The organism is Pollutimonas rozaliensis (genome assembly GCF_048751585.1).
Classification (GTDB): Bacteria; Pseudomonadota; Gammaproteobacteria; order Burkholderiales; family Burkholderiaceae_B.
This window is the reverse complement of sequence record NZ_JAZHOB010000002.1, coordinates 286,164-304,998: the sequence shown is the minus strand read 5'-3', so window position 1 is coordinate 304,998 and position 18,835 is coordinate 286,164. Positions and strand designations below refer to the sequence as shown.

At 61.3% G+C, this 18,835-nt stretch carries 16 protein-coding genes; 12 read left to right on the top strand and 4 right to left on the bottom strand.

Annotated elements, in window-relative coordinates; all coding sequences use genetic code 11:
* Positions 1-107: 107 nt before the first annotated feature.
* Genes V0R37_RS04670 through V0R37_RS04645 form a run of 6 tightly spaced genes read left to right on the top strand, consistent with a single transcriptional unit; the run spans position 108 to position 6,954 of the window.
* Positions 108-1,142 carry a Bug family tripartite tricarboxylate transporter substrate binding protein gene (locus V0R37_RS04670; protein ID WP_420373384.1) on the top strand — a complete coding sequence of 345 codons (1,035 nt, stop codon included), beginning with the start codon at positions 108-110 and terminating at the stop codon, positions 1,140-1,142.
* A gap of 4 nt (positions 1,143-1,146) precedes the next feature.
* Positions 1,147-2,166 carry an NADP-dependent oxidoreductase gene (locus tag V0R37_RS04665; protein ID WP_420373383.1) on the top strand — a complete coding sequence of 340 codons (1,020 nt, stop codon included), beginning with the start codon at positions 1,147-1,149 and terminating at the stop codon, positions 2,164-2,166.
* A gap of 24 nt (positions 2,167-2,190) precedes the next feature.
* Positions 2,191-3,651, top strand: a complete 1,461-nt coding sequence (locus V0R37_RS04660) for an NAD-dependent succinate-semialdehyde dehydrogenase (protein WP_420373382.1) — start codon at positions 2,191-2,193, stop codon at positions 3,649-3,651.
* Position 3,652: 1 nt separating this feature from the next.
* Positions 3,653-4,768, top strand: a complete 1,116-nt coding sequence (locus tag V0R37_RS04655; RefSeq protein WP_420373381.1) for an iron-containing alcohol dehydrogenase — start codon at positions 3,653-3,655, stop codon at positions 4,766-4,768.
* 15 nt (positions 4,769-4,783) lie between these two features.
* Positions 4,784-5,707 (top strand): hydroxymethylglutaryl-CoA lyase, encoded by a 924-nt coding sequence (locus tag V0R37_RS04650; protein WP_420373380.1) that lies wholly within the window; start codon positions 4,784-4,786, stop codon positions 5,705-5,707.
* A gap of 2 nt (positions 5,708-5,709) precedes the next feature.
* Positions 5,710-6,954, top strand: coding sequence for a CaiB/BaiF CoA transferase family protein (locus V0R37_RS04645; RefSeq protein WP_420373379.1), 1,245 nt, complete (start codon positions 5,710-5,712; stop codon positions 6,952-6,954).
* Positions 6,955-6,969: 15 nt separating this feature from the next.
* On the opposite strand, the gene V0R37_RS04640 is transcribed toward V0R37_RS04645, so the two are convergent.
* Positions 6,970-7,695, bottom strand: a complete 726-nt coding sequence (locus V0R37_RS04640; RefSeq protein WP_420373378.1) for an IclR family transcriptional regulator — start codon at positions 7,693-7,695, stop codon at positions 6,970-6,972.
* 178 nt (positions 7,696-7,873) lie between these two features.
* Between V0R37_RS04640 and V0R37_RS04635 the strand changes: the two genes are divergently transcribed.
* A complete protein-coding gene (locus tag V0R37_RS04635) occupies positions 7,874-8,452 on the top strand; it encodes a P-loop nucleotide/nucleoside kinase family protein (protein ID WP_420373377.1) in 579 nt (192 codons plus the stop codon).
* A 15-nt stretch (positions 8,453-8,467) separates the two neighbouring features.
* Here V0R37_RS04635 and V0R37_RS04630 read toward each other — a convergent pair whose 3' ends face one another.
* A complete protein-coding gene (locus tag V0R37_RS04630) occupies positions 8,468-9,634 on the bottom strand; it encodes a mandelate racemase/muconate lactonizing enzyme family protein (RefSeq protein ID WP_420373376.1) in 1,167 nt (388 codons plus the stop codon).
* A gap of 122 nt (positions 9,635-9,756) precedes the next feature.
* On the opposite strand from V0R37_RS04630, the gene V0R37_RS04625 reads away from it, so the two are divergent.
* The 4 genes from V0R37_RS04625 (at position 9,757) to V0R37_RS04610 (ending at position 13,937) form a co-directional block, all read left to right on the top strand.
* Entirely contained in the window at positions 9,757-10,671 is a 915-nt protein-coding gene (locus V0R37_RS04625) for a LysR family transcriptional regulator (protein ID WP_420373375.1), read from the top strand.
* 78 nt (positions 10,672-10,749) lie between these two features.
* Entirely contained in the window at positions 10,750-11,718 is a 969-nt protein-coding gene (locus tag V0R37_RS04620; protein ID WP_420373374.1) for a Bug family tripartite tricarboxylate transporter substrate binding protein, read from the top strand.
* A gap of 60 nt (positions 11,719-11,778) precedes the next feature.
* Positions 11,779-13,143 (top strand): amidase, encoded by a 1,365-nt coding sequence (locus V0R37_RS04615; RefSeq protein ID WP_420373373.1) that lies wholly within the window; start codon positions 11,779-11,781, stop codon positions 13,141-13,143.
* A 65-nt stretch (positions 13,144-13,208) separates the two neighbouring features.
* Complete coding sequence (locus V0R37_RS04610; RefSeq protein ID WP_420373372.1) at positions 13,209-13,937, top strand: GntR family transcriptional regulator; 729 nt, start codon at positions 13,209-13,211, stop codon at positions 13,935-13,937.
* Between the two features lie 109 nt (positions 13,938-14,046).
* Here V0R37_RS04610 and ssb read toward each other — a convergent pair whose 3' ends face one another.
* Positions 14,047-14,538: a single-stranded DNA-binding protein gene (gene ssb / locus V0R37_RS04605; RefSeq protein WP_420373371.1), complete on the bottom strand. Its 492-nt coding sequence runs from the start codon at positions 14,536-14,538 to the stop codon at positions 14,047-14,049.
* Between the two features lie 106 nt (positions 14,539-14,644).
* Positions 14,645-15,853: an MFS transporter gene (locus V0R37_RS04600; protein WP_420373370.1), complete on the bottom strand. Its 1,209-nt coding sequence runs from the start codon at positions 15,851-15,853 to the stop codon at positions 14,645-14,647.
* 133 nt (positions 15,854-15,986) lie between these two features.
* Here V0R37_RS04600 and uvrA point away from each other — a divergent pair, with 133 nt between their 5' ends.
* Positions 15,987-18,833, top strand: coding sequence for an excinuclease ABC subunit UvrA (gene uvrA / locus V0R37_RS04595; RefSeq protein ID WP_420373636.1), 2,847 nt, complete (start codon positions 15,987-15,989; stop codon positions 18,831-18,833).
* Positions 18,834-18,835: the final 2 nt, after the last annotated feature.

Genomic DNA, 18,835 nt, shown 5'->3' with positions numbered 1-18,835 from the left:
CGCAACACGTGCCGGTCCATTGACAGACAAAAATAAATATCTATAAAATAATAGAACGCCGTTCTATAAGAAAGAACGATAACTTCCCTCCACTGGAGACAACACACATGGCAAGCAACAAGGATTCCTTACACGCGGTCTCGTCCGCCATCGCGGCGCCGGGCCGCCGCAATATACTCAAGGCCGGCATGGCCGCATTGGCCGCTCCTCTTCTCGGACATGCGGGCGCCGTCTACGCTCAAGAAAAATGGCCCACACGAGCCGTGCGTGTTGTCGTTCCGTTCTCGGCCGGCGGAGCCGCCGACACCTCCGCCCGCACCGTAGGCGCCAAGGTCGCCGAAATACTGGGCCAATCGCTGGTCATTGAAAACCGCACCGGCGGAAACGCCGTCGTGGCCGCACTGGCCGTTCTGCAAGCGCCCAAGGACGGCTACACCCTTATCTGGGACGCGGCCAATCAACTTACCAATCAGCTGCTGATCAAGAACCTGAAGTTCGACTACGAGACGTCATTCACGCCCATCACCATGGCCGTGCGCGTCCCGCAAGTCATCGCTGTGCGACAGGACTTTCCCGCAAAGAACCTGAAGGAGTTCGTGGACTACGTCAAAGCGCATCCGAATTCCGTTTCCTGCGGCACACCTCCGTCCGGCGCCATGGCTCATCTGGCCTTGATGCGATTCCAGGAGCTGTCGGGAACCAAGCTGATTCATACGCCCTATCGCGGCGGCGCCGATGCGGGCCGCGACCTGATGGGCGGCCAGATCGACTCGGCGCTCATTACCTTGTCCACGGCCCGGGGCGGAGCCGAAGCCGGAAAAACCCGCATCCTGGCCGTCACAAGCCTGGAGCGCAGCCCGCAATACCCTGACATCCCGACCATCGCCGAGCAGGGCTACCCGGGATACGATATGGACGATTGGTTCGGCTTTTTCGCTCCTGAAGGCACCCCGGACAATGTCATTGCCCGTGTCCAGCAGGCTACGGCCCAGGCCGCCAAGGACCCGGAACTCATCAAGTCCATCGCGCCATCGGCCGCCGTACTCGTCGCCAACACGCCGCAGGAATTCTCTTCGTGGCTGGATCAGCAACGCAAGCTGCTGGCCAAACTCATCAAAGACGCCAATATTTCCATAGGTTAAGCACATGCCGTCCACCGTCGATCTGAACCGCCGCATCGTTTTTTCCAAGCGTCCCAACGGAATGCCCACCGTGGATTGCTTCCAGCTGGAGCACATCCCATTGGAGCAGCCGGGGCAGGACCAGGCATTGGTGCACAACCACTACCTGTCGGTGGATCCGTATATCCGCATGCGCATGGAAGAGAAGGATTCCTACACCTCTGTCATGCAATTGGGTGATGTTCTGGTGGGGCGGACGGTGGGGAAGGTCGTCGCCAGCCGAATGGATGGATTCGAACCCGGCGACTGGGTGGTCGGCCGTCTGGGCTGGCAGGACTACAGCCTGGCCAATGCCGGCGATCTGCAAAAGATCGACATTCAGGCGGCGCCCCCGACAGCCTATCTTGGCTCGCTGGGTTCCACCGGGATCACCGCCTGGGTGGGTTTGATGGAATTCGGCAAGCCGAAAGCCGGGGAAACCGTGCTGGTTTCCGCCGCTTCCGGCGCCGTTGGCAGTGTGGTGGGCCAACTGGCCAAACTGGAGGGCTGCCGCGTGGTCGGAATCGCGGGCGGCGCACAAAAATGCGAAGTCGTACGCAAGGAATTCAATTTCGATGCCTGCGTCGACTACAAGTCGCCCACCTTCGAGCGCGATCTGGCGCAAGCCGTGCCGCAAGGTGTGGACATCTATTACGACAACGTCGGCGGTCCCATTGTCGACGCCGTCCTGCCCCTGCTTAACAACTTTGCCCGCATACCCTTATGCGGACTGGTCTCCCAATACAACGCCACCGAGCCGTATGGCATCAAGAACTATCGCGAACTGTTCAACCGCCGAGTGACTCTGCGCGGCTTCGTGCTGTCCGATCACAAAGACCTGTGGCCCGCCGCAACGAAAAGCCTGGCGCAGGCCTATGCATCGGGAAAACTGAAATACCGCGAATCCATTACCGATGGCCTGGAGAACGCTGCACAAGCCTTCATCGACATGCTCAACGGTTCGAACATCGGCAAACAACTGGTGCGCCTGCGCGCCGACGCATAAGCGGCCACTCACGGATTACAGAAGATGGAACACGCTCACTCTTTCATAGCGGGCCGGCACTACCTGCCCGGCGGACTGCCCGTCTCGCCCGTTTACAACCCGGCCAATGGCCAGGTGATCGGACAGGTCGAGATCATCGATACGGCCGGCCTGGACGCGGCCTTGCAGGCTGCGGCCGAAGGTTTCCTGAAATGGAAAAACACCTCCGCCTATGAGCGCGGTCGGATCCTGCAGGAAGCCGCTAGGCTGATACGGGCACGCAAGGAAGGCATCGGCCGCATCATGACCCTGGAACAGGGCAAGCCTCTGGCCGAGGCCATAGGCGAAGTCGCCACCTCCGCCGACAACACCGAATGGATGGCGCAGGAAGCAACCCGCGCGTACGGCCGCGTGCTGGTCCCGCGCAGCGCCGATGTCGAGCAAATGGTGCGTCGCGAACCCATAGGCCCCGTCGCCAGCTTCTGCCCATGGAACTTCCCCGCCATGACCCCGGCGCGCAAGATTGCGGGCGCGCTTGCCGCCGGATGCTCGCTGATACTCAAGCCGTCCGAGGAAACCCCCTTTACCGCGCGAGAGATCGTCCAGGCCTTCGTCGATGCCGGCGTGCCCGATGGCGTGCTCAACCTGGTGTACGGCAAATCTCGCCATGTTTCCCCATACCTGATCGCGTCGCCCGTGATCCGCAAGATTTCCTTCACCGGTTCCACCGCCGTCGGCAAGGACCTGCTGGAGCTGGCCGCCAAAGGCGTCAAGCGCGCGACCATGGAACTGGGCGGCCACGCCCCCGTCATCGTGTTCGACGACGTGGACCCTGTCAAGGCGGCACGCCAGGCGGTAGCCTCCAAGTTCCGCAATGCAGGGCAGGTCTGCACCAGCCCCACCCGTTTTTACGTACAAGCAGGCGTGTACAAGGAGTTCGTTGCCGCCTTCACCGAAGCGGCGCGATCCCTGCGTGTCGGCGATGGCCTCGACCCATCGTCGGAAATGGGCCCCCTTGCCAACAGTCGGCGCGTGCAAGCCATGGAAAGTCTGGTGGATGACGCCATAGGACACGGCGCCCGCCTGGAATGCGGCGGTGCGCCGGACAAGGGTCCTGGCAACTTCTATCCGCCCACCGTCCTGTCCGATGTACCCGAAACAGCACGCATCATGAGTGAAGAACCTTTCGGTCCTGTCGTTCCCATCGCATCCTTCAATACCATCGAAGAAGCTATTCAGCTCGCAAATGCCTTGCCCTTCGGCCTGGCCGCCTATGTCATGACCCGGTCGCTGGCACGGGCTTGCGCCATGAGCAATGCGATCGAAGCGGGGATGGTTGCCGTCAATTACTTCACCGTCTCGACACCGGCCTCGCCCTTTGGCGGCGTCAAGGATAGCGGCTACGGCTCCGAAGGCGGCATCGAAGGGCTGGACGCTTATCTCGTTACCAAGTCCGTCACACAGCGCATCGCCGGCGACGACCTACATCCCACCAGGACAGCCTGACATGATCAACCTTTCATTCGGAACCGCCGTTCGATTCGGAGATGGCGCCCGCAAAACGCTGCCAGCCGTGCTGGCCCAGGCCGGCATCAAACGCCCGCTGTTCGTCACCGACAAGGGTGTCATGGCCGCCGGCGTATTCACCCAGGCGATCGAAGCCCTTGCCGATGCGGCCTCGCTGCCGGTGTTCACCGACGTTCCCGTCAATCCCACCGAAGCGGCTGCCGTTGCCGGCGCCGCCAGCTACAAAGCCCAGCACTGTGATGGCGTGGTCGGCATCGGCGGCGGCGCCGCGCTGGACCTGGCCAAGGCCGTGGCCATCCTTGCCACGAATGAGCCGCCGCTATGGAATTACTGCAACCGGCACGCCGCTCCGCGAGACATTCGCAACCCGCCTCCGCTGATCCTGATGCCCACCACGGCAGGAACCGGCAGCGAAGTCGGCCGATCGGCGGTCATCGTCTTCGACAACGGCATCAAGGCCGGCGTGCGCTGTCCGGAAATCGTCACCATGGCGATCTGCGACCCCGAACTGACTGTTGCGCTACCCCCATCCATCACGGCCACTACCGGCATGGATGCCTTGGCGCATTGCATTGAAACCTTCTGCTCTCCCGCCATCAACCCGCCCGCCGACGCCATTGCCCTGGATGGAATGAAGCGCATATTCGATCACATCGAACGCGCGGTCGCCGATGGACGCGACAAGGAAGCCCGCTGGAACATGATGATGGGTTCGGTGGAAGGCGCCATGTGCTTTCAGAAAGGAATGGGAGCAGTGCACGCCCTGTCCCATCCGCTGGGTGCATTGGGCCATCACCATGGCACCCTGAACGCCATCCTTCTGCCGCACGTGCTGGCGTACAACCTGCAAGCCCTGGACGGCAAGGCGGCGCTGATCGCCCAGCGGGCGGGATTGCAGAACGAGCGTCAATTGCCCCAAGCCATGGCCGGCCTGACCGCCCGCATCGGCATACCTGCGCGATTGCGCGATCTGGGCGTGCCGCAATCGGCTCTGGACGGTATCGCCGCCGCGGCGCTTGAAGACAATGCGCACAAGACCAATCCCAGACCGCTGGACAAAAGCGATTACAACGCGATCCTGCAGTCTGCCTATTAAGCGGACCTTAGCCGTATGACCCAATTATTGATCAGTGAAGTCGCCCCGCGCGACGGCCTGCAAAGCATCAAGAGCATTATGCCGACCGCCGAGAAGTGCCGGTGGATAAGCGCCCTGGCCGATGCGGGCCTGAAGGAAATAGAAGTCGCCTCTTTCGTCCCGGCCAAGCTGCTGCCGCAGATGGCCGACGCCGCCGAGCTCCTGCGGTTCGCCCGCGGGATACCGGGCCTGCACGTCGCTTGCCTGGCTCCGAACCTGAAAGGCGCACAAGCGGCGTTCGAAGCGGGTGCGCATAAAGTGACGATGCCGGTATCGGTCAGCGAAGCGCATTCGCTGGCCAACGTGCGCAAGACCCATGCACAGATCATCGACGAAGTCCGGCAGGTCGTCCAACTGCGCAATCAACGCTATCCCGGCGTGGCCATCGAGGCGGGCCTGTCCACGGCCTTCGGCTGCACCCTCATCGGCGCCATCAGCGACGATGAGGTCATGCGCATGGCCAATACCGTCGCCCAATGCGGCGTCGATGAGGTCGGCCTGTCGGATACGTCGGGCTATGCGAATCCCACACAGATCCGCCGATTGTTCCGCCGCTTGCAGAGCGAGCTGGGCGACAAGGCGGGCGGCGCGCATCTGCATAACACCATGGGACTGGGCCTGGCCAATGTCGTGGCGGCGCTGGAAGTCGATGTCAGTACTTTCGACTCCAGCCAGGCCGGCATCGGCGGCTGCCCCTACGCACCCGGCGCGACGGGCAACATCGTTACGGAAGACCTGGTGTTCATGCTGGAAGCCATGGGTTGCGACACCGGCATCGATCTGGATAAGCTGCTTGCCGCCCGCGACATACTGGCCGGCGCCCTGCCGAACGAGACACTGTATGGCTATACCGCCGCGGCGGGATTGCCCAAGAATTTTTCGCCACGCGGCAAGGCTTGAACATGAATCAGAACACCTCCAATCCATCTCAACATCCGGCCGGCGGATCGCCCCCGGCGCGCTTGCCCTTCGAAGGCATCAGGGTGGTCGAATTTTCCCATATGGTCATGGGACCGACCTGCGGCATGGTGCTGGGCGACCTGGGTGCGGAAGTCATCAAGATCGAACCCATAGACGGCGACAATACCCGCAAGCTGAAAGGATCGGGGGCCGGCTTCTTTCCCATGTTCAACCGGAACAAGAAGAGCTTGCCCGTCGATTTGAAAAGCGCCGAAGGCCGCGCGCTGGTCCTGAAGCTGATCGGCACGGCCGATGTGGTCACCGAGAACTTCAAGGCGGGCGCCATGGCCAAGCTGGGTTTCGATTACCCAAGCCTGAAGAAACTGAATCCGGGACTGGTGTACGTGTCGCACAAGGGATTCCTTCCCGGGCCCTATGACCATCGCACCGCCCTGGATGAAGTGGTCCAGATGATGGGCGGACTGGCCTACATGACCGGTCCCGAGGGCAGGCCGCTGCGCGCCGGCGCCGCCGTCAACGACATCATGGGCGGCGTCTTCGGCGCCCTCGGAGCCATTGTCGCCCTTTGGGAAAGAACCCGTACCGGCGTCGGCCAGGAGGTGTGTTCGGCCCTGTTCGAAAACAACGTCTTCCTGGTCGGCCACCACATGCTGCAGTATGCGATGACGGGGCAGGCGGCCGCCCCCATGCCCAGCCGCATTTCAGCCTGGGCCATTTACGATGTGTTCACCGTCAAGGACGATGGGCAGATTTTTCTGGCCGTGGTGTCGGACACCCAATGGAAGAAGTTCTGCCAGGTTTTCGGCTTCGACGATCTGGCGAACGATGCCAGCCTGGACACCAACAATAGCCGCGTAAGCGCCAGGCCATGGCTCATGCCGCTGCTGCGCGAACGCCTGGGCGGTTATGCGGTAAGCGAGATCGAGCGCCTGTTCGAGTCCAACGGCCTGCCGTATGCGCCGATAGGCAAGCCGGAGGATCTGCTTCACGATACGCATTTGCTCGAGACAGGCGGCCTGGCCGACATCAAGCTGACCGACAGCCGGCACGGCGCGGACGCCAAAACCCCTTTGCTGCCCTTCACCCTGGACGCACGGCGTCTGGGCGTGCGGCTGGACCCGCCTGAAATCGGCGAGCACGCCCAACAGGTGCTGGCCGGATTGAATATCGATCCGGCGCAGATCCGCGAGCTTCAGGAAAAGGGAATACTGGGTCCCGTCAGCTAGGATCGGGACAGCCGCCTAGCCGAAGCGCCCCTGGCCGCCCAGCAAGACGGTTATCTTGTCCGCGGCGGCCTTTACGGCTTTGGCGAAATCCGCCTTCAACCTGGACGTCGGCATGGTCAGCGTGACCGCGCCGACCAGTTCCTTGCGATCATTGCAGACCACCGCCGATACGCCCGACAACTCGGGCAGGCGATCGCCTTTCAGGACGATGAAGCCGTCACGGCGGATCTGGTCGTAGAGCTTGCCTTCGGCCCCCAGGAAAGCGCTCAGCACACGTCCTCCCGCGCCGCGATCCAGCGGCAGCACATCGCCTTCGCTGGTGTGATAACGGATGGCCTGCGGCGAGTCGACACGATGCACGCAAACCCGGTGCTTGCCCTGCACAATATGGAAGGCCGCGCTTTCGCGCGTCGCGGCCACTAGATCGCGCAAGACCGGCATGACCACGCCTCCCAGCGAAAAAGAAGCGGCATATATGGTGTTCAAGCGGGCGACTTCGTAGCCCAGGGCGTAGCGTCCATCCGCTTTGCGTTGCATCAGCCCGGCATGCTCCAATGACGCCAGCAGGCGCAAGATGGTGCTTTTATACAGACCGGAACGCTCGGAAAGCTCTATCAGCGTCAGCTCCGTATCGCCCGGCTTGAATGCCGCCAGCAATGAAATCGCCCGATCGACGGCAGCCACGCCGCCCGGCGCCGGATTCGCGTCTGCCACAGAAAGAGAAACTGCTTTTTTTGGCATCTTAGACTTTCTCCTGCCCTGAAACTCAATGCCGACCGCAAACAGGCGCGCGACAAGTCCGCTCCCGATTCAAGCGAGCATGATACCAGCAGGAGTCGCCGCCTTTGGCGGGCAGACAGTAAACTTGATCTGACCGCTGCATGGACCGTGCAGCCGCATAACACAACTGGTGCCAACATTGACCAAGCCTATCGCCCTTTTCATTCTGGGCCATGCCGGAACCGGCAAATCCTTCCTGACCCGCCATTTCATCCAGCAGCAGCGGGAAAGGGGCCGGGCCTGGTGCGTCCTGGACAAGGATGTGGTCAGCGAATGCTGGTCGGGGCCTTACCTGGAAACGCTGGGCGCGGATCCCAATGATCGGGACAGCCCGCTATTCAAGGACAAGGTCCGCGATCTGGAATACGCCAGCACGCTGCGCATAGCCAGGGATCAACTGGAACTTGGCCTTAGCGTGGCGTTCCCGGGTCCCTGGAGCCGGGAGCAGGCCTCGGGATCCTTGTTTTCCACGCAGCAGCTGGGCCTGCCGCCCGAAACGCAATTGCGCCATGTCTGGCTGGAACTGCCCATACATATCCGCAAGGACCGCATCGTCGAGCGGGGCGATCCGCGCGATGCGTGGAAGCTGACCCATTGGGAGCGCTACATCGATGCTCTCAAGCGCTCTGCGGCGGTCCAGGACGGGCGCGTACCCGTGCTGGACGCCAGCCTGCCGCTGGCCAGGCAACTGGAAGCGCTGGAGGCGCTGCTGCCATAAGGCCCGCTACAAAGTTTAAGAAGACAGCTTCTGCATCTGGCTGTACAAATCGGCCTTGCCCTCGAAACCTATGCCAACCAGATCCGGCATGGTGATGTAGCTGTTTTCGACCTTGACGCCATCGGGGAAGCCGCCAAAGGGCTGGAACAGATCAGGATAGGACTCGTTGCCTCCCAGCCCCAGCCCCGCGGCTATGTTCAGCGACATCTGGTGCCCGCCATGAGGTACGCAACGGCTGGGCGACCAGCCATGCTCGCGCAGCATGTCCAGGGTACGCAGGTACTCGACCAGCCCGTAGCTAAGCGCGCAATCGAATTGCAGCCAATCCCGGTCCGGGCGCATGCCGCCGTAGCGGATCAGGTTGCGGGCATCCTGCATGGAAAACAGGTTTTCGCCGGTCGCCATCGGGTTCTTGTAATAGCTGCGCAGCGCAGCCTGCAGTTCGAAATCCAGCGGATCACCCGGCTCTTCGTACCAGAACAGGTCGTACTGCGACAGCGCCTTGGCATACGCAATGGCGGTATCCAGATCGAAGCGGCCATTGGCATCCACGCACAGCCGCTGGCCGTCCTGCAGAATGCTCAGAATGGAATCGATGCGCCGCAGATCTTCGTCCAGCGATGCGCCGCCGATTTTCTTCTTCACCACCGTATAGCCGCGATCCAGGTAGCTGCGCATTTCATCCTTCAACTTGCCGTGATCCTGTCCGGGGTAGTAGTAGCCGCCGGCGGCATAGACGAAGACCTTGCGGTTCGGCCGACCGTTGCCGTATTCGTCCGCCAGATGCTGGAACAAAGGCTTGTTGGCAATCTTCGCCACCGCATCCCAGACCGCCATGTCTATCGTGCCGATGGCCACCGAGCGCTCGCCATGGCCGCCCGGCTTCTCATTGGTGTACATGCAGTCCCAGATCCTGTGCGGATCCAGGTTATCGCCGGCGTCGTTCACCAGGCTTGCCGGATCGGCCGCCAGGATGCGGGGAATGAATCGCTCGCGCATCAGATTGCCCTGTCCGTAGCGCCCATTCGAATTGAAGCCGTAGCCGACAACGGGCTTGCCGTCCCGGATCACGTCCGTCATGACGGCCACCAGGCTTAGCGTCATTTTGCTGAAATCGATATAGGCATTCCGTATGGACGAACTGATCGGCAGGGTTATTTCGCGGATTTCCAGGATTTTCATGATGCATCTTCCAAATGTGTGGATGGCGGCATGTTTATCCGCCCTACGCAAAGAATAACCAAGCATGCCCTCATTGTTATGTACTTATAATTAATTCACTATTAATTAAATCTAACTAATATATGGAATCCACCCTGACGTTCTTCGTATTGCTGGCCCGGCACAAGAATCTGTCGGCCGTGGCCAGGGCGCTGGACATCACGCCTCCGGCCGCCACGCGTAAGCTCAAGCAGCTTGAGCAGCACCTTGGCGTCCGCTTGGCCAATCGGACCACGCGCAGCATCAGCCTGACCAGCGAAGGCGAATTGTTCCTGGCGCAGGCCACTCGCATACTGGCCGATATCAAGGCCATGGAAGATTCCGTTTCCAACCATCGCCAGCAGCCCCGCGGCCTGCTGCGCATCAACGCCAGCCTGGGCTTCGGCCGCAGGCGCATTTCGGCACTGGCCTCCCAGTTCGCCCTGAAGTATCCCGAAATAGAACTCGACCTGCATGTCACCGACAAGCCGGTCGACCTTGTGGCCAACAATATCGACTTGGCCATACGCTTCGGATCGCTGCCCGACCGACGGCTGGTGGCCCGCCGGCTTCTAAGCAACCGCCGGTTCCTGTGCGCTTCGCCCAAATACCTGAAGAAGCACGGCGAACCGCAAACCCTGGCCGAACTGGCGGACCATCGCTGCATCATCCATAACCAGAACGACGAGGCGCACGGGATCTGGCGGTTTACGCATCAACAGCACACCGAAGTCATAAAGGTCAGGGGCGCAATGTCCAGCAACGACGGCGATATCGCCCTGAGCTGGACCCTGGAGGGACACGGGATCATGATCCGTTCGGAATGGGACCTGAACAAATACGTGGCCGCCCGGCGCCTGAAAGTCGTCTTGCCGGAATTCACGCTGGAGCCGGCAGACCTGTTCGTGTACTACCCCAACCGGCAGAACCTTCCCGCCCGGGTCAGGGTGTTCATCGACTTCCTGGCGGAACAATTTCAGCTTGTTCCATCGTCTCCGCAGATGCGTGCTTTAAATTGAAAACTGTTTATTGTTGACAATTTTACAATTAGGGCGCTCTAATGCTCTTTTTAATAGTTGATTGGAGCAGGAGAAGACATGAAACGAATGGGATCCTTATTACTTGCAGGAACCGTCGCATTTGCAGCTTTTGGCGCAGCGGCAGCGCAGGAAAGGCCGACAGCGCGCATCATTGTGCCGTTCGCAGCGGGAGGCCCCAACGACGTGGTGGCCCGGCTGGCCGCCAAGGGATTGACTGAAATCCTGGGCCAGAACATCATTGTTGACAACAAACCCGGCGCCACGGGAGCAATCGGCACGCAATTCGTCGCGGACGCGGCGCCTGACGGCTTGACCATGCTGCTGGCAAGCAGCAGCTCCATGTCGACCGGCCCCTTGCTGATGCCGTCGGTCAGGTTCGATCCGGTCAAAGACTTCATTCCTGTGGATCTCATTGCCCTGGACGAGAACATTCTGGTCGTCCACCCATCGGTTGCCGCCAAAACCACGCAGGAACTGATCGATTATGCCAAGGCCCATCCTAACGATCTGAACTATTCCACTTCGGGGATAGGCAGCAGCTACCACTTGGGCACCCAGTTATTCAGCTCGCGAGCGGGCATAGAAATGACCCATGTTCCCTACAAGGGCACGGCCCCCGCGGTGCTCGATCTGCTCGCTGGACGGGTACAAGTCCAGTTTCAGGCGGTGTCCCAGGCGCGTGGAAACATCGAATCAGGCAAGGTGCGGCCACTTGCCATTGCAAGCCCGAAGCGCCATCCGGCCTTTCCCAATATCCCTACCGTTGCCGAATCCGCCAATCTTCCAGACTTCTCTTTCATGACCTGGATGGGGCTGTTCTTTCCCGCCGGAACGCCGGAAGCGGAAGTGGACAGGATGCGCGATGCCTTGCATAAAGCCATGCAATTGCCTGAATTGAAAAAGCGGATCACCGATCTGGGCATGCAACCGACCAGCCAGAGTCCCGAAGCCATTGCAGCCCAGATCGAAGGCGACCTGGCGCGATGGGGCAAGGTCATTAAGGACGGAAACATCGTATTGCAATAGAATCGGGCACGCCCGGACGCTTCAAGCGCGCTTTAGCCAATTGATAATGGACGTAGCACCATGAACCCACGATACCTTGCGGACCACCCCAGCTTTTCTTCCGTTGTTCAGGACTTCAAGCAAGGCCGTACGACACCTCGGGACTATCTGGAAACCTGCATCGCGGCGATCGAACGCTGCAATCCGGTCATACAGGCGTTCACCCATACCAACCTGGATAAAGCGCGCGAGCTGGCCGATCAGTCGACGGCGCGCTACCGCAACGGCTCCGTCTTGTCGCCGATAGACGGCATGCCTATCGGCGTCAAGGACATCATCGACACCGCCGACATGCCCACGCAGATGAACAGCCCGATCTACGAAGGGCACTATCCCAAAAGCGACGCGGCGGCGGTGCGAGCTCTGTACGAAGGGGGCGGAATACCCGTCGGCAAGACCGTTACAACGGAATTCGCCATCGGCGTATCCGGGCCCACCGTCAACCCGCACAATACGGACCATTCGCCGGGCGGCTCCTCATCCGGCTCGGCCGCCGGCACAGCCGCCGGCATGTTCGCGGCGGCGCTGGGTACGCAAACCCAGGGGTCCATCATCAGGCCAGCCAGTTTCTGCGGCGTAATAGGCTACAAGCCCACTTGGTCGGCGCTTTCTTCCGACGGCATACATCCGCTGTCGACCACACACGACCACCTCGGGGTCATTGCCGGCAGCGTCGACGATGCGTGGAAGCTGGCGCGCTGGATTTCCGAGCGCGCGCCTCAGCAGAACGCCCCCGGCTTGTCCGGACCTCTGGACGATGCCGCCATTCCCTCGCAGGCCTTGCGCACGGTCGCCGTCTTGCGCACGCAGGGCTATGACACACTGGATGCAGCCAGCCTGGCTGCCTTCGAGGCCGCACTGGAGCGCCTTCGCGCAGAGGGCGTGCACGTGGTCGAGCCCCATATGGACGATGCGCTGGCAAGCCTGGCGGCGCGAATGGACGCCATCCCGGAGATGTCCCAGGACCTGCTTTGCTTTGAAATGCGCTGGCCCTATATGGGCTATGCAAGCGCCTATCCCGACAAGCTCAGCGCAAAAATCCGCGCCATGGTCGAACATGGCAGCAGCTTGTCGCGCGAGCGGTATCGCCAGATCCTGGCCCTCCGATCCGAGCTCTGCACACTTATCGCCGCGCAGAGCAATCGGTATGACGCGTTTGTGCTTCCCTCGGCGTCGGGCCCGGCCCCCAAGGGATTGGAATATACTGGCGACCGTACTCTGTTGGTATACGGCTCTTTGCTGGGAATCCCGGCTTACAGCCTGCCTCTGATGAACGTCGGCTCCATGCCGCTGGGCTTGCAATTAATGGGTTACGCCGATGCAGATTACCGTCTGACATGCCATGCCGCGTGGGTCATGGATAAACTCGGACCCCGGGCGCGATAAACGCGCGGCACATGGTGCCGCCTGCGAATATCCACACCCGGATGTGTCGCACCCGATAACAAAGAATGAATACACCATCCTTGACCCTGGACGCCTCAAGATCGAAAGAAATCAGCGAAGAGGCATTAGGCGAGTCGCTCAACGCATCATCGCTTGCCGACCTTGCCTACAAACGCATTGAAGCAATTATTCTTTCGGGCAAGCTGCAGGGCGGCGAACGCCTGAACGATTCGAAGCTGGCCAAGGCATTTTCCATCAGCCGCGGCCCCGTACGAAGCGCCCTGGCCCGCCTGGCCGACGCCGGTCTGGTCGAATTGATTCCGTACCGGGGCGCCTTTGTTCGAAGGATCGACCTGGCCGATGTCCTGGAAATCTACGACGTCCGCGCAGCGGTCGAGCGCGCCGGTGTCCTGGCCGCCAGCCGCAACATGACGCCGGATATCCTTGAACGGCTTGCCGGATATGCGGCAGATATGGATGAAAGCGTCGGCAACGGCGACCGGGAAGCTTATTTCAAGATCAACCTGGCCTTCCACCAATTGCTGCACCAGACCAGCGGCAACAGCCGGCTGCTGGAACTGTACGAACGCTATACCCGCGAGCAGACCCTGTTCCGGCATTTTTCCCTGGTCACCGCGGGTATCGAAGAGTCCAACCAGGAACACCAGCGCATCGTACGCGCCCTACAAGCGGGCGATGCTGAGGCGGCCGCAACGGAAATGGAAAAACACGTTCTTTCCGCCAAAAGCCGGCTGGAGCAAGCAGTAAAGAAAGTCCGCGACGAATATAACTAGTCCAGTGGCTTGCCGATGCGTGAGCACACCACTGGCAATCAATTGTGGCAGATACAGCAAGCCCCCTTCAGGCGCACAACATCAGCCAGAGGTTAGCCTGCTGATTACGTCAGAACGGAATATCGTCGTCCATGTCGGCCAGATTGGCCGCTGGGGATGCCTGCGGCGCGGCGGGACGCGGCTGCGCGGGGCGCTGGCTGCGTTGCTGCTGCTGTGCAGGCGCCTGGTTGTATTCGGTACCGCCGCCCATGCCGCCTTCGTCGCCGCGTCCGCCCAGCATTTGCATCTGATCGGCAACGATGTCGGTGCTGTAGCGGTCGGCGCCGGTGTCCTTGTCTTGCCACTTGCGTGTCTTAAGGCGGCCTTCCACATACACCGAACGGCCTTTCTTAAGATATTCGCCAGCGATTTCGGCCAGGCGGTTGTAGAACACCACGCGGTGCCATTCGGTTTCTTCGCGCTTTTCGCCCGTGGCCTTGTCTTTCCATTGCGAGGTGGTGGCAATGGATACGTTACAAATGGCGGCGCCGTCGGGGCTGTAGCGTACTTCGGGGTCTCGCCCTAGATTGCCGACGAGAATGACTTTATTGACTGAGGCCATGACAATACCCTTAACTTTAGAATTTCACACTGACGTCATTATCGACGATAAGAGGCATACTTGCACGACTAACGAGTACTAACACGAAGTAACCAAATCGTCCCGGTCAGGACTGCGCCTTGAACCCGCGCGCCGTCAGGAACCACACGAAGGCCAGGGCGGCCGACACCAGGAAGACCGCCGACGAACGATTCACCGAAGCCAGCAAGCCGCCCACCGCGCCGCCCAGGAATACTCCCAGGGATTGCGCCGTATTGTAAAAGCCCAGCGCCAGGCCTTTATATTCGGGCGGCGCCACCCGCGAAACCAGTGAAGGCTGCAACGCTTCCAGTATATTGAAGGCAATGAAAAAGCCGATCAACATCGCCACAGTCCAGAAAAAACTGTGGCTGGCCAGCGGCATCAGGGCCAGCACGACCACCAGGCCGGCCACCGCGATTTCCAGCGCGACCTTGTGGGCACGCCGAGTCTCGGTATAGAAGACCGCGGGCACCATCAGGACGAAGGACATCAAGATGACCGGTAGATACACCTCCCACAGATTCGCGGATTTGTAACCGCCCAGGGCCGCCAGCAGCCCCGGCGCCACGATGAACAGCGCCATCAGGATGAAGTGCAGACAGAACACGCCGAAATTCAAGCGCAGCAGGTCGATATGGCCCAGCACATCGCGCGGGCGGGCCTGCACGATGGGGGCTTTGGCCAGGGGAACGGCGGGCACCACAAAACATGCGATCAACAGGCAGACGAAACCGAGCAGGCTGATGGCCCAGAACAGGCCGGACAAACCGAATTCGCCCACCAGCATGGGCGACAGGACCAGCGACACCGCGAAAGATATGCCTATGGAGCCTCCCACCATGGCCATGGCCCGCGTGCGCACTTCCGGGCGGGTGGCATCGGCCACCCAGGCGGTGATGGCGGCGGACACCGCCCCCAAGCCCTGAATCACCCGGCCGGCGATGATCCAATCCACATTCTCGGCCAGGGCGCAAATGACCCCGCCGATGATGAACAGCAGCATGCCAAAGACGATCACCGGGCGGCGCCCGTAGCGGTCCGACGCCATGCCCAGCGGGATCTGCATGATGGCCTGCGTCAATCCGTAGGCTCCCAGCGCCAGGCCGACGCGGGCCGCATCGTTGCCGCCCGGGATGGCCTGGGCCGCCACCGCAAAGATAGGGGTCAGCAGGAACAGCCCCAGCATGCGTGAAGCGAAAAGCAGCGCCAGCGTGACGCTGGCGCGGCGCTCGGTGGGCGTAAGCCGCAGCTTCGCTCTGGAAGAAATACCGGGGTGATCGGCGGGATGACTCATAAAAACTCGATAGATGGATAAGCACACAAGAGGCCCGGCTCCGCATGGCCCCCTGCATACGGGCTAGCGCACGGAACCGGGCTGCGCGTTATAGTAGCAAGTTAGCCTTTGAAAGACCTGAACCTTGAACCTTATGGAAGCGATACGCATCCGGGGCGCCCGAACGCATAACCTTAAGAATATTTCGGTCGATTTGCCGCGCCACAAACTGGTGGTGGTAACGGGTCTGTCCGGATCGGGAAAATCGTCCTTGGCCTTCGATACCCTGTACGCCGAAGGCCAGCGCCGCTATGTGGAGAGTCTTTCAGCCTACGCGCGGCAATTCCTGCAGCTTATGGACAAGCCCGACGTCGACCTGATCGAAGGGCTGTCGCCGGCCATCTCGATCGAACAGAAGTCGGCGGGTCACAACCCGCGCTCCACGGTCGGCACCATTACGGAAATCCACGATTACCTGCGCTTATTGTACGCACGGGTCGGCACGCCCTATTGTCCCGACCACGGCCTGCCGCTGCAGGCGCAAAGCGTCAGCCAGATGGTGGACAAAGTACAAAGCTGGGCGCCGGATACCCGGCTGGCCATCCTGGCGCCGCTGGCGCGTTCGCGCAAGGGCAGCTTCGAAGAGGAATGCGCAAGCTTGCAGGCGCAGGGTTTCGTGCGGCTGCGCGTGAACGGCGAGATGGTGTCCATCGACCAACTGTCCCCCTTGAAGAAAACCGGGAAGCACGATTTCGATGTCGTGGTGGACAGGCTGCGCGTCAAGCCGGAAAGCCAGCAGCGACTGGCCGAAAGCTTCGAGACGGCATTGAACCTGGCCGAAGGCCGCGTCATTGCGCTGAACATGGACACCAGCGAAGAGCATGCCTTTTCCAGCCGCTACGCCTGTCCGGTCTGCCATCACAGCCTGACCGAGCTGGAGCCGCGCCTGTTCAGCTTCAACAATCCAGTGGGCGCCTGCCCGACCTGCGACGGCCTGGGCTGCGTGGACTTCTTCGATCCCAAGCGCGTCGTGGCCTTTCCGGAACTGAGCCTGGCAAGCGGCGCCATCAATGGATGGGATCGGCGCAATGCGTTTACACACACCCTGCTTACCAGCCTGGCGGCCCACTATGAATTCGACATCGACACCCCGTTCGAGGAGCTCCCTGAAGAGATCCGCGATCGCATCCTGTTCGGTTCCGGCGACGAAGCCATACCTTTCCTGTATTTGAACGAGAAAGGGCGCAGCACGGTCAAGAATCATCCTTTCGAGGGGGTTATCCCGAATCTGGAGCGGCGTTGGCGCGAAACCGACTCCAGCGCGGTACGCGAGGAATTGGGCAAGTACCGACACACCAAGACCTGTCCCGACTGCCATGGCTCGCGCCTGCGCGCCGAGGCCCGCCACGTCCTGATCGGCAACGAGCCCGGCGAGGCCGAACGCCGCGGCCGCGCCATCTTCGAAGTCGAGGCGCTGTCGCTGGCCGATTGCCTGGCCTGGTTCCAGGCCCTGACCCTTGGGGGTGCCAAGAAAGAAATTGCCGACCGCATCGTGCGCGAAATCGAAGCACGCCTGCAGTTCCTGAACAATGTGGGACTGAACTATCTTTCACTCGATCGCAGCGCCGACACCATATCGGGCGGCGAGGCCCAGCGCATACGCCTGGCCAGCCAGATCGGATCGGGGCTGACGGGTGTGATGTACGTGTTGGATGAGCCCTCCATCGGCCTGCACCAGCGCGACAACGATCGCCTTATACAGACACTGCAGCATTTGCGCGACTTGGGCAACAGCGTCATTGTGGTGGAACACGATGAAGACATGATCCGCTCGGCGGATTTCGTACTGGACATGGGCCCCGGCGCGGGCGAGCACGGCGGCCAGATCGTTGCGCAAGGCACGCCGCGGGAGCTGGCCGCGAACGATCAATCGCTGACCGGCCAGTACCTGAGCGGCGCTCGCGCCATCGCCATCCCGCAGCGCCGCGCCATCGCGCCGGACCAGGCCTGGCTGGAACTGAAGGGTTGCCGCGGCAATAACCTGAAATCCGTGGACCTGGCCATACCCATGGGCAGGCTGGTGTGCATCACCGGGGTTTCGGGTTCGGGCAAGTCCACGCTGATCAACGACACCCTGGCCACCGCTGTGGCCCAGAAGCTGCACCGGGCCCAGACCGAGCCGGCGCCCTACGAGTCGCTTGAAGGCCTGTCGAACTTCGACAAGATCATCAGCGTGGACCAGAGCCCCATCGGCCGCACGCCGCGCAGCAATCCCGCCACTTATACCGGCATGTTCACCCCCATACGCGAACTCTTCGCCGGTGTTCCCGAGTCGCGCACGCGCGGCTACGACCCCGGCCGCTTCTCATTCAATGTCAAGGGCGGCCGTTGCGAGGCCTGCCAGGGCGACGGCGTGGTCAAGGTGGAGATGCATTTCCTGTCTGATATGTACGTGCCTTGCGATGTTTGCGGCGGCAAGCGCTACAACCGCGAAACATTGGAAATCCGCTATCGGGGGCGCAACATCAGCGAGGTGCTGGATCTGACCGTGGAGCAGGCGCTGGCCTACTTCGAGGCCGTGCCCACCGTTTCGCGCAAGCTGCACACCCTGATGGATGTCGGCTTGTCGTACCTGCGCCTGGGCCAAAGCGCCACCACCCTGTCGGGCGGCGAAGCGCAACGCGTCAAGCTGTCGCTGGAACTATCCAAACGCAGCACCGGCCGCACCCTGTATATCCTTGACGAACCCACCACCGGCCTGCACTTCCAGGACATCGCCCTGCTGCTGGAGGTGTTGCGCAAATTGGTCGAAGGCGGCAATACCGTGGTCATCATCGAGCACAACCTGGACGTCATAAAGACGGCCGACTGGGTCGTGGACATGGGTCCGGAAGGCGGGGGAGGGGGAGGGCGCATCGTTGCACAGGGCACGCCGGAAGACATCGCGGCCTGCGCCGCCAGCCATACGGGCAGCTACCTGAAACCGCTGTTGGGCGGCTAAGG